Genomic DNA, 13,235 nt, shown 5'->3' on the forward strand with positions numbered 1-13,235 from the left:
GGATGTCCAGGACTGCAAGCCCGCCGTCTCCAGAAAAATCCTGTGCATCCTGTGCATCGATGTTAATAATTCATGCAAATCACGATGCGATGGGAAGCGCCCCCTACTGGCTTCGCCGCGGTCCTTGTTGCCCCTTCGCGGACGAATCCTTTTTGTGCCTTGCGTCCTTCGTTGACCCCTGTTTAGACCTTTAGCGCATCCCTCGTGAGCCTTCTCCAACCCCTTGGTGGCCCTTCGTAGTCCTTCGTGTAACTTTGTGGATCACTCTTTTTTTGTTGTTTCAGGCAAGCGACCGAAGTCATACCGACAACCCCAGGGACTAAAGAGTTGCTCTTGGAGTTCCCCAGGCACCGTAGACTGTCGTTGAATCTTGCAAGGGTGCATTATACACCCCGCCGGCACGGGTCACACCGCCGACTTCCCATGTTTGATTCCCCAGTGCAGAGCGGCAATCCCGCCACTGAGATTGCGGAAGGAGACCTTGGCGAAACCCGCTTCCTTCATCAGTCGGCAGAGTCGGGCTTGGTCGGGAAAGTCCTGCACCGAGTCGTGCAGATATCGATAAGCGGTGCCGTGCCCGGAGATGCCCTGGCCGATCCTGGGCAGAATCCACAGGAAGTAAAGCTGGAAGAGCCAGTTGAAGAGTGGACGCGTGGGCCGTGAGAATTCCAGAACCACGATCCGGCCCTCGGGTTTCAGCACTCGCCACATCTCTCCCAGCCCTTCACTCCAGCTTTCCAGGTTGCGGAGCCCGAACGCCACGGCCAGTCCGTCAAAGGTGTCGGTCGGGAAGGGCAGCCTCAGAGCATCGGCTTCCAGGAGCTGGACCCGTTGCTGCAGTCTCCGCTTGGCGAGTTTCTCGCGGCCCAGCTTCAGCATGGGGTGACTGAAGTCCGAACCCACGATTCGAGCCGATCCCTGTTTGGCCATTTCCACGAGCAGGTCTCCGGTGCCGCAGCAGAGGTCCAGGCAGAGGGCCTGCCGGTCCTCCAGCGGGTGGGTCAGCAGGGAGGCCGCCTGGCGGCGCCAGCTCCGGTCCACGTTGAGAGACAGCAAGTGGTTCAACAGATCGTAGCGGGGGGCGATCGAGGAGAACATCTGGCGGATCTGACTGGCTTGTTGACTCAACATGTAGGGAGCCCGCATCTCTCACCAGGCCGCTGAATACATCTTGGAGCGCCGTTGGTATTCAGCACTTGATCGAATCGATTGTGAGTTCTTGCGAAACCAGACGGCGCTGAGCGTGCCCTGGCTGGTTCTTTTCCCCTCAGCGCGCACATGCTCGCTCGACCGTAGTAGCCGCTACGCTCTTCGCTCGCGAGCACGCGCTGAGGGGAAAATACCTGCGCCATGATCACGCCCCCTGGTGAGAAATGCGGGCTCGGCGAGACTGGCTCAGGTATTCCCGGACGACCGCTTCCACGACGTCGGGTGGGGTGTCCTCCACGATTTCCACTTCGCCGATGCGTCGGGGCAGCACGAATCGAAGACGGTGGTCGGTAAATTTCTTGTCGGAGCGCATGTGGTGGTGGATCGATTTCCAGGTGAGGTTCCCCAACGGGGGAAGTGGGGAGAGCCGTCTCAGGTCCGATTGGATGGTTTCAGCCTCGGTCGGATCGATCTTGTCCAGTTGCAACGCGATCCGGGTGGCCAGGATCATTCCGTGGCCGATGGCCTGCCCGTGGGTGAACCGCCTGTAGCGGGTGGCCGCCTCGATGGCATGGCCGAGCGTGTGACCGAAATTGAGCACCATGCGGGCCTGGCTTTCCCGTTCATCCCCGGAGACGACGGCGGCCTTGATTTCGACGCAGCGGACAATCATTCTGGCCAGTCCGACTCTGTCCCGGCCAGGATAGCTCCGGTGCTGCCGAACCACCCGGTCGTAGAGCTTGCGGTCGGCAATCACGCCGTACTTGATGGCTTCAAAGAGTCCCGAGTCCAGCTCCTGGCGGGGCAGCGTGAGAAGCAGTTCCGGGTCGACCAGGACGGCCCGGGGCTGATAAAAGGCGCCCACGAGGTTTTTCCCCGTGCTGAGATTGACCCCGGTCTTGCCTCCGATGGCGCTGTCGATCTGGGCCACCAGAGTGGTGGGAACCTGAATGTAGGGCAATCCGCGCAGGTAGCTGGCGGCCGCGAATCCGGCCACGTCCCCAACCACGCCTCCCCCCAGCGCGACCACGGGGGTGCGGCGGTTGACACCCAGCCCGGCCAGCCTCTTGTAGATCGATTCCAGCGTGGACAAGGTCTTGAAGCGCTCCCCATCCGGAATCTCCAGGACCTCGTGAGGCAATCCCGCCTCGGTTAACGACCGCTGCAGGGCCTCTCCATGCAAGTCCAGGATTCGCCGGCTTGAAACCACTACCAGCCTGGCTGCGGATCTCCAGGGATGGAGAAGGCTCCCGACCTTGGACAGCAGGCCGTTTTCGATGTAGATCCGATACCCTCTATCGGCCAGGTTCAGGGGTACGATCTTCATGATGAAGTTCCCGTGGAACCGTTCGTGGGTGGGACGGGTCCCGGTCCGGCCGGCACCATGATTCTCGGACCGCGGCTCGCCGGTTGCCGGGTCAGGTCGCCCACCCGATCAGGAAGGGGTCTTCCCGGCGGCCTCCCACTTGAGGTATCGCCTGAGATCGTTGCGAATCGAATTGACAATCAGAGCCAGGATGCCGGCGTCATCCAGGAATCCTATGCCCGGAATCACATCGGGAGAGATGTCGATCGGGTTCAGGAAATAAAGGATCCCCGCCAGCGCCAGGACGAGCGATTTCCAGGGGAGAGGCCGGTACTCTCCACTGGACCAGGCCGCAACCAGCCGGCAGAGAGCCAGAAGGTCGACCCAGACCATGAGCAGCCAGCGTCTGTTTCGGTAGGCCTTGGTCAGGGCGTCTCGCACCAGCCGCCCCACGCGGCTCCGATCGGAGGCGACCTTCCCGGCTTCTGCCGCGGCAGTTTCAAAGCTGCTCGAGTCACCCATCGCCTCTCCATTCCCCAGGCGGGCCCGACCGGGCCCTGTGCTACAATCGCTGACGACCCTCCTGAGACCTCATGTCTGCAGCAGGATTTTACCACCGGGTGTCGTGGCTTTCCTAAACCGTGGCCGAAAAGCTCTGACCGAGTCATCCTACCGGCTCCTCCGGGAGCGCATGGTGGAGGAACAAATCCTGGTGCGGGGAATCACCAGTCCAGGGGTTCTCCAGGTCATGCGGGAGGTTCCTCGCCACTGTTTCGTGCCGGGTGCGCACCGCGAACAGGCTTATGAAGACCGCCCCCTGCCCATTGGCAACCAACAGACGATCTCTCAGCCCTACATCGTGGCGCTGATGACCGATCTGGCTCAGGTGGACCGGGAGGCGGTAGTTCTGGAGGTCGGAGCCGGATCGGGTTACCAGGCCGCCGTCCTGGCCCGGCTTGCCCGGCAGGTGTTTGCCCTGGAGCACGTGGCCCCATTGGCGTCCCGCGCCGGCAGTCGCCTGAAGGAGTTGAACATTCACAACGTGGAAGTCGGAATCGGAGACGGCTATCTGGGCTGGCCTGAACACCAGCCCTATGACGCGATTCTGGCTTCGGCAGCTATCGATCATGTGCCTCAGGCCCTGTTGGATCAGTTGAAACCCGAGGGCCGGATCGTGCTTCCACTGGCCAGAGGCTTCGACTGCCAAGTGCTGGTAGTGGTGCAAAAGAGTCGGGACGGGAGGAAAATGGAGCGGGAAGTCATTCCGGTTCGCTTCGTTCCCTTCGTCACATCGGGAACGTCGGGGTAGCCGGGTGCGTTGACCGGTGCCGAGGTAACCGCTCCAGGGAAGGACTTGCCGGCATTGGAGAAATCTCGGTTCTCGAGGCTGGTTTGCGCCGAAAGCGAGCTGGATGGGAGGGATGTCCATGAGGAGAAAACCGATGTTGATCAGGATAGGGATGCTGCTGACCCTTGGACTACTGCTCCCGGGCATGGCCGGGTTGGGAGTGCCGGAGGGAACGCCCGACGAGGATGACGCCATCGAGTCTCTGCGGTATCGGGCCGCGCAGGGAGACATCAGCGCCCAGATGGAGCTCGCAAACAGATACGATCTGGGTGACGGCGTGCCGCGGGACGAGATAGAGGCTGCCAAATGGATTCGCCGCGCCGCCGAGAAAGGAGACGTCGCAGCCCAGATGAAGCTCGGCACCCTTTACGACCTGGGTCGCGGCGTGCTGAGAGACCTGAAGGAAGCCAGCAAATGGGTGCGACGGGCCGCCGAGCAGGGGAGTCCTGCCGGTCAACTGGCCCTGGCCATGATGTACACGGAGGGCAGGGGAGTGCGCCGTGACCGGAAGGAAGCCGTCAAGTGGTATCGGTACGCGGCCGAGCAGGGTGAGTCCAGCGCCCAGCACGCCCTTGGCCTCATCTACAGTGTCGGCATCGGGGTGCCCAGGGACAGGATAGAAGCCTACAAGTGGTGGAGCCTGGCAGCTTCCCGTTGGGAGTCGTTCGGACGGGACCGGGATCAGTTGGCCGGGATGATGAAGCCGTCCGAGCTCGTGGAGGCCCAGCGGCGGGCACTCGAGTGGAGGCCCAAGAGTTGGGAGAAGTTGAAGGAAGAGGGGGCGAAACGGCAGCCGTGAAATACAGAATCACCCTGGTTCCCGGAGACGGCATCGGGCCGGAAGTCACTACCGCCACCACCAAGGTGGTCGAGGCGGCCGGCGTCGACGTGGAGTGGGAAGTCATCGATGCAGGGGCGGTGGCCCTGGAGCGCCACGGAGCCTATCTGCCCGACAGCCTGCCGGAGTCCATTCGCCGCAACGGGGTGGCCCTGAAGGGGCCGGTGACCACGCCCATCGGCGGCGGATTCACCAGCATCAACGTCACTTTGCGACAACAGTTGCGCCTCTACGCCAACTTTCGTCCCATCCGAAACCTGCCCGAAGTCAAGACGCGGTTCGGGGATGTGGACCTGGTGGTCATCCGGGAGAACACGGAAGACCTCTATTCCGGTCTTGAGCACGTGGTGGTGCCCGGCGTGGTGGAAAGCCTGAAGATCATTACGGCCGACGCCTCAACCCGCATCGCCAGATTCGCCTTCGACTTCGCCCGCCGTAAGCGGCGCAAGAGGGTAACCGCCGTCCACAAGGCAAACATCATGAAACTGAGCGACGGTCTCTTCCTGGAGTGTGTCCGGGAGGTGGCCGGGCTCTATCCCGAAATCGAGTATGAGGAATCGATTGTCGACAACACCTGCATGCAGCTGGTGCTGGATCCCCAACAGTTCGATGTCCTCCTTCTGGAGAACCTATATGGCGACATTGTGAGCGATCTGGGCGCCGGGCTGGTGGGCGGGCTGGGCCTGGTCCCCGGCGCCAACCTGGGTGAGGATTGCGCCGTTTTCGAGCCGGTTCACGGAAGCGCTCCTTCGATTGCAGGCAAAAACCTGGCCAATCCGACGGCCATGATCCTCTCGGCGGTGCTTCTGTTCCGGCATTTGGGCGAGCTCGAAAAGGCGCAGCGGGTGCTCTCTGCCGTTGAGGCGGTTTACCGCGGGGGAGAGGCCTTGACCTCAGACCTTGGGGGAAGGGCCACCACCACCGAATTCACCGAGGCGGTAGTTCAGCATCTGGTCAATTGAGGGGGCTCTGCGGGGACGGCCGAGGGGATGGACGAGGCGCCACGGCGGAAACATCGGGGAGGCGCATTCGGGCTCGAGTCAGGACTTTTCGCTTCCTTCCCTGGACTTCTCCACGGCACCCGACTGGCTGTCACTCCCGCTGACTCCCTTCTTGAAGGAAACGATACCCTCTGCCAGGGATTTTCCCAGAGACGGGAGTTTCTTGGGGCCAAACACCAGCAGCGCAATGACCACGATGATGACCATCTCCGTGATTCCGACGGGGCCTAACATGATTCGCCTCCTTCATGGGAAAGCCAATTAGCCAACCCGTTCGGGTTGGGCTGTGCTTGCTACGGAAGTATAGATCCCCTTCGCTCCCTGCTCACTTCAGATTGACCCGAACGCCGAAGCCTTCCAGTTGCTTGGTCTGGCCGCGGGCGGTGTCGGTGCTCAATGGGTTCCCGGCCAGATAGAGCCGCAGGTAGGGAGCAAATCGTTTCTCGCCCTCAAAATCCTTCTTGCTCATGGCCACCAGCTTGCCGAGGTCGCTGATCCGGTTGTTGTTGAGTATCAGGTAGCGGAGCTCGGTCAACGGCACCAGTGGGGACAGGTCGGTGATCCGGTTATCGGTCAGGTCCAGCGAGGAGAGGAAGCGCAACTGGCCGAGCGGCTTGAGGTCCGACACCTGATTGCCCGCGAGGTAAAGCGACCAGAGCTTGTGCAGGCCCGTCACGGCGCTGATGTCACTGATTCGATTGTGGGAGAGGTATAGGGAATTGAGGGCGGTCAAGCCCTTGATCGGGGTCAGATCCGAAACTTGATTGCCTTCCAGTTGCAGATATTGCAGCTTGATCAGTCCCGCCAGCGGTTGGATGTCCTCAATCCGGTTCCCCGAAAGGTCAATGGTTTGAATCCCTTTCAGGTCCTTCAAGGGACCGAGGTCGCTGATCTGGTTGTTGGCCAGGTCCAGGGCAGCCAGGTTCAGGCATTTCTCCAGGCCTTTCAGATCCTGAATTTCGGCCCCACGGACTTTCAGCGTGGACAGGCGTTCCAGATCCTCCCGGGTGAGCGCCTCGGTAGCGAACACCGCCTTCTTGACGGCGGCTTCCAGCGTCTTGTCGGCAAAGGCGGAGCCGGCGTCCTCAGCCGCCAGAGTTCCGGTACCGGTGAACAGCAGCAATGCGGTGGCGAGTGTTGGTTGAAACCGTCTGTTCATGCGAACCTCCAGAGCGTTCACCTGCGACGCCGGTTGGACCGGAGTGCAAGTCTAATCCCAATCCACCCTCCCCGCAAGTCTTCCGGCGCCGACCCGAATCGCTGATGTCCTGTCTCAGTCGGTTTTCAGAACTGCCAGGAAGGCCTCCTGCGGGATGTCCACCCTGCCCACCCGCTTCATGCGGCGTTTGCCTTCCTTCTGGCGTTCCAGCAGCTTGCGCTTTCGGGTGATGTCCCCGCCGTAGCACTTGGCGGTGACGTTCTTCTTCATGGCCCGCACTGTTTCCCGGGCAATCACCTTGCTGCCGATGGCAGCCTGGATGGGTACCTCGAACATCTGTCGGGGAATCAGCGACTTCATCTTTTCCACCAGGGCGCGGCCGCGGCCGTGAGCCTTGTCTCGATGGACGATGACCGACAGGGCGTCCACCGTCTCCCCACCTACCAGTATGTCGAGCTTGACCAGGGGAGATGTCCAGTGATCGGAGAGTTGGTAATCCCAGGAGGCGTAGCCGCGGGAAGCGGACTTGAGTCGATCGTAGAAATCCATCACGATTTCGTTGAGAGGGAGATCGTAGGTGATCAGGACCCTGGTTGGCGTCAAATAGTCCAGGGATTTCTGGACGCCTCGCTTGTCTTCCAGCAGCCTCAGCAGCGGCCCTACGTACTGGTGATGGGTCATGATCATGGAAGTGACCACCGGTTCCTCGATCTTGTCGACCTGGGAAGGGGGCGGCAGCCGGGTGGGGTTGTCCACTTCCACCACCTCGCCTTCGCTGGTCGTGACCCGGTAACGAACCCCCGGCGCCGTCGTGATCAGTGAGAGATCGAATTCCCGCTCCAGCCGTTCCTGGACGATCTCCATGTGGAGGAGTCCCAGAAATCCGCAGCGAAACCCGAAACCCAGGGCAGTGGAGGTCTCGGGCTCGTAGAAGAAGGATGAGTCGTTCAGCCGCAGTTTTTCAAGCGCATCCCTGAGGGCCGAATACTGGTTGGGCTCGATGGGGTAAAGGCCGGAGAAGACCATGGGCTTGATCTCCTGGAAACCGGGGAAGGGAACACGGGTGGGGTTGGCCTCCTCGGTGAGGGTGTCCCCGATCTGAGTGTCGGAGACCTTCTTGATATTGGCGATTACAAACCCGACCTCTCCCGCCGAAAGTTCCGGAACCGCTTCCATCTTGGGGGTCTGCACCCCCACCCGCTCGACCTCGTAGGCTCGGCCGTTGGAGACCAGCCGGATCCTCATGCCCGGCCTGAGCGTGCCGTCGATCACGCGAACCAGGACGATGACCCCGCGATAGAGGTCGAACCAGGAGTCGAAGATCAGGGCCTTCAGGGGCTCGGCCCGGCTTCCCTGCGGGGCCGGGACCTCCCTGACGATTCCCTCCAGAACTTCCTGAACTCCGGTACCGTGTTTGGCGCTGACAAGCAGCGCGTTTCGGGTGTCCAGCCCGATGACCTGCTCGATCTGTTCCTTGACGCGGTCGGGCTGGGCTCCCGGCAGGTCGATCTTGTTGATGACGGGAACGACCGTGAGGTTATTGTCGATGGCCAGGTAGGTGTTGGCCAGGGTCTGGGCTTCAACACCCTGGGAAGCATCCACCACCAGCAGGGCTCCCTCGCATGCCGCCAGGCTTCGGGAGACTTCATAGCTGAAGTCGACGTGTCCGGGGGTGTCGATCAGGTTCAGGATGTAGTCGGTTCCGAGGCGACCGCGGTACTTCAGGCGTACCGCATGGGCCTTGATGGTAATCCCGCGCTCCCGTTCCAGCTCCATGTCGTCCAGAACCTGTTCGGCCATCTCCCGTTGCGACAGCGTCCCGGTGAATTCGAGCAGGCGGTCGGCCAGGGTCGATTTGCCGTGGTCGATGTGGGCAATGATGGAGAAGTTTCTGATGCGTGCAGGATCCATGCTCGGCTTGGCGGCCTCCGGCGCGGCGGCTCCGCGGTCTCGGAACCGAATTCAGTTCGCTTTAGTCGTCCAGCGCCCTGTCTCAGAAGTAAGATTACCATCTCCGATCCAGGTTCCGCAGGGAAAGGCTCGGTTCGAGCGATCCCTGGCGTTTCAGCCAACAGGCGCCGTTCTGCTCCCTTTCCCGGGAACCTCCGTCGGCCCCAAGGGGTTCGGGCGGAACGGCGCCGGCTTCAGCATCGCTCCTCTTCACAATGAGTGACATGGCTTCGTCGCCGCTGCTTGAATTCGGAGCCGTTGCGCTCCAGAAGATGCCAATCCTGTTTCCGAGACCGGTCACTGGCGCGCTTGTGCTTGTCGAATGGTCTGCAGGTTTCCGCCACATGACAGTCTCAGAGCAGGTTTTTCTTGACAACCACCTAGGTATCGAATAGCTTCGGGGATTTGTGCGCCGGTGCGCCTTGAACCTGGAAAGTCCCGTGACGACCTATCAACCCAAACCAGCCGAACTCCAGCGAAGATGGTATCTGGTTGACGCTCAAGACGTGGTTCTGGGGCGTTTGGCGACCCATGTGGCCACCCTGCTCATCGGCAAGGGAAAACCAACCTGGGCTCCCCACCTGGATATGGGCGATCACGTGATTGTGGTCAATGCCGAGAAGGTCCGGCTGACCGGCAATAAATGGGAGCAGAAGGTCTATTACCGCCACTCGGGCTATCCGGGGGGGATCAAGGCGGTGACGGCCAAGGATCTCCGGGCGAAGCGGCCGGACCGAATGGTGAAAGGGGCAGTCAAGGGCATGCTGCCCAAATCCCGGCTGGGCCGGGCCATGGCCAAAAAGCTGAAGGTGTACCGGGGAGAGGTTCATCCTCATGACGCCCAGAAACCGGAACCTTCGCAAGTGCCTCAATAGGTGTTCGGACCGTTAAAGGAGCCAATGCATGGAGGCGTTAGTTCAATACTACGGAACGGGACGGCGCAAGTCCTCGACGGCGCGGGTCTACTTGAGGCCGGGTCAGGGTGAGTTTCTCATCAATCGTCGTTCCATGGAGTCATACTTCAAGAATCTGACTCTGAGAATGTTGGTGAAGCAGCCTTTCGAGGTTACCGAGACCTCGGAAAAGTTCGACACGATCGTCAACGTGAACGGGGGTGGGCCTTCCGGACAGGCTGGTGCCGTCCGGCACGGAATCGCGCGCGCCCTGCTCGAATACGACGGCGAGCTGAGGAAGACACTCAAGAAAAGCGGCTTCTTGACCCGGGATTCCCGCATCAAGGAGCGAAAGAAATACGGGCAGCCTGGAGCCCGCAAGCGTTTCCAATTCTCCAAGCGATAACCCTAGAATGCTCAGGAGGTTTGTTTGGCATCTGTCTCGATGAAAGAACTGCTGGAGGCCGGGGTCCACTTCGGCCACCAGACCAGGCGCTGGAACCCCAAGATGAAGCCCTATATTTTTGGGGAGCGCAATGGAATCTATATCATTGACCTGCAAAAGACCTTGCGCATGTTCAAGGAGGCCACCCGCTTCATCACCGAGGTGGCGGCTCAGGGCGGGGCCCTTCTTTTCGTCGGGACCAAGCGTCAGGCGCAAGATGCCGTTGCCGAGGAGGCCCGACGGTGTGGCATGTTCTATGTCAACCAGCGTTGGTTGGGGGGACTGCTGACCAACTTCGTCACCATCAAGAAATCGGTCGCACGGTTGAAGGAGTTGGATGAAATGTCGACCGACGGCCGATACGAGCTCCTGTCCAAAAAGGAGGTGGCCCGGCTGGAACGCGAGCGGCGCGGGCTGGAGAAAAACCTCTCGGGGATCAAGGATATGAAGTCGCTTCCCCGCATTCTCTTCGTGATCGACTCCAAGAAGGAAGAGATTGCCGTCCGCGAGGCCAACCGGCTGCAGATTCCGGTGGTGGCGGTGGTCGACACCAATTGCGACCCGGATCGCATCGATCACGTGATTCCGGGGAATGACGATGCGTTGCGAGCCATCAAGCTCTTCACCTCCAAGGTGGCCGACGCAGTGGTCGACGGTACTGGCGTCTCGAAGGATGAGGCCGAGGTCCGGGAGGACGCGGTCAAAGACGGCAGCCAGGCCGCGCCCGAAGGCGAATCGGCTTCGGAGAAGGATGTTCCACCGGTCAAGAGTGGCGGCGAGGCCCAGGGCGTGGCCTGAGGATTAGGGCGAACGGATTGCCGCAGGCCGGAACCGGCCGAAGTTTGCAGCCGGGGTGTGATTTCCCTCTGTTCTACCTCAACTCATTCTTTCCCCGGAAAACGTTTCCCGGTCCAACCCGAAGCACACCAGGACAGAAACCGCCAGCCACCGGATGCCGTCAAATCAGGCGCCGTTTCCCAGGCGCCCGCAGAGTGATTCATCAGCGATAATCTTGTTTGAGAGGATGTGGAAATGGCCATTACTGCCCAACAAGTCAAGAGTCTGCGAGAGAGAACCCAGGCCGGAGTGCTGGACTGCAAGTTGGCGCTCCAGGAAGCCGAGGGAGATTTCGAGAAGGCGACCGTCATTCTCAGGAAAAAGGGGTTGGCGGCGGCTGCCAAGCGGGCCGACCGAGCGACCGCGGAGGGACTGATTTTTGCCTACATCCACCCCGGTGACAGCCTGGGAGTCCTGGTAGAGCTGAACTGCGAAACCGATTTTGTGGCCAAGACCCCGGAGTTTCGGGACCTGGTCAAGGACATCGCCATGCACATCGCCGCAATGGCGCCAAGGTATGTGCGCCGGGAGGACGTGCCCCAGGGCGAGATCGATCAGGAAAAGGAGATCTATCGATCCAAGGCCTTGGCCAGCGGCAAGCCGGAGAAGATCGTGGAGCGGGTGGTTGAAGGCCAGCTTGGCAAGTTCTTTGGCGAGGTGTGTCTGCTGGAGCAGCCTTTTGTCAAGGATCCCTCGATCTCGGTGGGACAACTGGTGGCCGACCGGATAGCCTCCACCAAGGAGAATATCAACGTGCGGCGATTCGTGCGGTTCAAGCTGGGAGAAGGGCTGCAGAAGAGATCAGCCGACTTTGCCGGAGAGGTAGCGGCTCAATTGGACTGAGTTCATCGGAGAGCCTGTGGCGGCGCCCGTGTACAAGAGAGTTCTGCTGAAGCTGAGTGGTGAAGCCCTGATGGGGAAACAGGGGTTTGGGGTGGACCCCCAGGTTGCCGGAACCATCGCACGGGAAGTGCGTGAGGTGCACCACCTGGGCGTGGAAGTCGCCATCGTCATCGGTGGCGGCAACATATTTCGGGGACTGTCTGCTACCGCGCAGGGGATGGAGCGGGTGTCGGGCGACCTCATGGGGATGCTGGGTACGGTGATCAACGCCATCGCTCTGCAGGACGCCCTGGAAAAGGTGGATGTGTTTACCCGGGTGGTGTCGGCCATCGAGATGCGCGAAGTGGCCGAACCCTTTATCCGCCGGCGCGCCATCCGTCATCTGGAAAAACGCCGGGTGGTCATCTTTGCGGCCGGCACCGGCAATCCCTATTTTTCGACCGACACGGCGGCGGCGCTGAGGGCCATGGAGGTCAAGGCGGAGGTGATTCTGAAAGCCACCAAGGTCGACGGGATTTTCAATGCCGACCCGATGAAGGTGAAAGATGCCAGGATGTTCGACCGAATCAGCTATATCGATGTGATCGGCAAGGGTTTGAAAGTCATGGACGCCACCGCGATATCCTTGTGCATGGAGAACCGAATGCCGATCGTTGTTTTCAACCTGGGGAACAGCGGCAACATCAAGCGCGCCGTTCTCGGGGAAAAGATTGGAACCGTCGTCAAGGTGTAAGCCCATGATCAAGGATGTCATCAAGAACACGGGAATCCGCATGGAGAAGGTGGTTGAGGATCTTCGCCGCTACCTGGCCACGGTGCGCACCGGGCGCGCTTCGGTCTCGTTGCTGGATCCGATCAGCGTGGACTACTACGGGACGGCGACTCCCATCAGCCAGGTGGGAACGCTGGCTGCTCCGGATTCGACCCTGCTCACCGTGCAGCCCTGGGATATCTCTCTTCTACCGGCCATTGAGAGAGCCATCCTGGCGTCGGACCTGGGCTTGAACCCCGCCAACGACGGCAAGATCATCCGTATTCCCATTCCCCCTTTGAACGAAGAGCGCCGCAAGCAGTTGGCCCGACATGTCGGCAAGGTGTTGGAGGAGCATCGAACAGCCCTGCGCCACATCCGGCGGGACGAGAACGATATCCTGAAGAAGATGTTAAAGGACAAGGATCTCTCGGAAGACGACGAACGCAGGGGTTTGGAGGAAATCCAGAAACTGACCGACCGATTCGTGGTGCGCCTGGAGGAACTGGCCAAGAGAAAAGAAGAGGAGATCCTTACGATTTAGTGATTGGTTGTTAGTGGAAAGTGGCCCTCCGTCCCATACGACGGGACGGATCATACAGAGTGAAACAGGGACCTGTAACGAAGCTCGTAGACTGGGGCCCCATCGGGACGCCGCGATTGCCCCCCACCGGTTCGACTGCGGGCGGAGCCCTTGTCTCACCGACTCCCCCTC

The 13,235-nt window shown here is 60.7% G+C and carries 16 protein-coding genes; 9 read left to right on the plus strand and 7 right to left on the minus strand.

The window, feature by feature from the left end; genetic code table 11:
* Positions 1-405: 405 nt before the first annotated feature.
* The 3 genes from ubiE to OXI69_10750 all read right to left on the minus strand — a co-directional run bounded on the left by ubiE (position 406) and on the right by OXI69_10750 (position 2,977).
* The gene (gene ubiE, locus OXI69_10740) at positions 406-1,131 is read right to left on the minus strand and encodes a bifunctional demethylmenaquinone methyltransferase/2-methoxy-6-polyprenyl-1,4-benzoquinol methylase UbiE (GenBank protein MDE2666620.1); all 726 of its coding nucleotides are present in this window, start codon (positions 1,129-1,131) and stop codon (positions 406-408) included.
* A 223-nt stretch (positions 1,132-1,354) separates the two neighbouring features.
* Entirely contained in the window at positions 1,355-2,476 is a 1,122-nt protein-coding gene (gene aroB / locus OXI69_10745) for a 3-dehydroquinate synthase (protein MDE2666621.1), read from the minus strand.
* Between the two features lie 108 nt (positions 2,477-2,584).
* On the minus strand, positions 2,585-2,977 hold the full coding sequence (locus OXI69_10750) for a YkvA family protein (GenBank protein MDE2666622.1): 393 nt from the start codon (positions 2,975-2,977) through the stop codon (positions 2,585-2,587).
* 103 nt (positions 2,978-3,080) lie between these two features.
* On the opposite strand from OXI69_10750, the gene OXI69_10755 reads away from it, so the two are divergent.
* From OXI69_10755 to OXI69_10765, 3 genes are all read left to right on the plus strand, one after another.
* Positions 3,081-3,764 carry a protein-L-isoaspartate(D-aspartate) O-methyltransferase gene (locus OXI69_10755; protein MDE2666623.1) on the plus strand — a complete coding sequence of 228 codons (684 nt, stop codon included), beginning with the start codon at positions 3,081-3,083 and terminating at the stop codon, positions 3,762-3,764.
* Between the two features lie 133 nt (positions 3,765-3,897).
* Positions 3,898-4,602 (plus strand): tetratricopeptide repeat protein, encoded by a 705-nt coding sequence (locus tag OXI69_10760; protein ID MDE2666624.1) that lies wholly within the window; start codon positions 3,898-3,900, stop codon positions 4,600-4,602.
* A complete protein-coding gene (locus OXI69_10765) occupies positions 4,599-5,603 on the plus strand; it encodes an isocitrate dehydrogenase (NAD(+)) (GenBank protein MDE2666625.1) in 1,005 nt (334 codons plus the stop codon). Before OXI69_10760 ends, OXI69_10765 begins: the two co-directional genes overlap by 4 nt.
* A gap of 78 nt (positions 5,604-5,681) precedes the next feature.
* Here OXI69_10765 and tatA read toward each other — a convergent pair whose 3' ends face one another.
* From tatA to OXI69_10785, 4 genes are all read right to left on the minus strand, one after another.
* Entirely contained in the window at positions 5,682-5,876 is a 195-nt protein-coding gene (gene tatA, locus OXI69_10770; protein ID MDE2666626.1) for a twin-arginine translocase TatA/TatE family subunit, read from the minus strand.
* A 91-nt stretch (positions 5,877-5,967) separates the two neighbouring features.
* Positions 5,968-6,801, minus strand: coding sequence for a leucine-rich repeat domain-containing protein (locus OXI69_10775; GenBank protein ID MDE2666627.1), 834 nt, complete (start codon positions 6,799-6,801; stop codon positions 5,968-5,970).
* 114 nt (positions 6,802-6,915) lie between these two features.
* Positions 6,916-8,712: a translation elongation factor 4 gene (gene lepA, locus OXI69_10780; GenBank protein ID MDE2666628.1), complete on the minus strand. Its 1,797-nt coding sequence runs from the start codon at positions 8,710-8,712 to the stop codon at positions 6,916-6,918.
* Between the two features lie 94 nt (positions 8,713-8,806).
* The gene (locus tag OXI69_10785; GenBank protein ID MDE2666629.1) at positions 8,807-8,977 is read right to left on the minus strand and encodes a hypothetical protein; all 171 of its coding nucleotides are present in this window, start codon (positions 8,975-8,977) and stop codon (positions 8,807-8,809) included.
* A gap of 214 nt (positions 8,978-9,191) precedes the next feature.
* Between OXI69_10785 and rplM the strand changes: the two genes are divergently transcribed.
* The 6 genes from rplM to frr all read left to right on the plus strand — a co-directional run bounded on the left by rplM (position 9,192) and on the right by frr (position 13,064).
* Positions 9,192-9,626 (plus strand): 50S ribosomal protein L13, encoded by a 435-nt coding sequence (rplM, locus tag OXI69_10790; protein ID MDE2666630.1) that lies wholly within the window; start codon positions 9,192-9,194, stop codon positions 9,624-9,626.
* A gap of 28 nt (positions 9,627-9,654) precedes the next feature.
* Positions 9,655-10,050, plus strand: coding sequence for a 30S ribosomal protein S9 (gene rpsI, locus OXI69_10795; protein ID MDE2666631.1), 396 nt, complete (start codon positions 9,655-9,657; stop codon positions 10,048-10,050).
* 24 nt (positions 10,051-10,074) lie between these two features.
* Entirely contained in the window at positions 10,075-10,887 is an 813-nt protein-coding gene (gene rpsB / locus OXI69_10800; protein MDE2666632.1) for a 30S ribosomal protein S2, read from the plus strand.
* Positions 10,888-11,121: 234 nt separating this feature from the next.
* On the plus strand, positions 11,122-11,769 hold the full coding sequence (tsf, locus tag OXI69_10805; GenBank protein ID MDE2666633.1) for a translation elongation factor Ts: 648 nt from the start codon (positions 11,122-11,124) through the stop codon (positions 11,767-11,769).
* A 16-nt stretch (positions 11,770-11,785) separates the two neighbouring features.
* Positions 11,786-12,502 (plus strand): UMP kinase, encoded by a 717-nt coding sequence (pyrH, locus tag OXI69_10810; GenBank protein ID MDE2666634.1) that lies wholly within the window; start codon positions 11,786-11,788, stop codon positions 12,500-12,502.
* 4 nt (positions 12,503-12,506) lie between these two features.
* The gene (gene frr / locus OXI69_10815; protein MDE2666635.1) at positions 12,507-13,064 is read left to right on the plus strand and encodes a ribosome recycling factor; all 558 of its coding nucleotides are present in this window, start codon (positions 12,507-12,509) and stop codon (positions 13,062-13,064) included.
* Positions 13,065-13,235 lie beyond the last annotated feature (171 nt).

Source organism: Acidobacteriota bacterium (assembly GCA_028875575.1).
Taxonomy (GTDB): domain Bacteria; phylum Acidobacteriota; class Terriglobia; order Versatilivoradales; family Versatilivoraceae; genus Versatilivorator.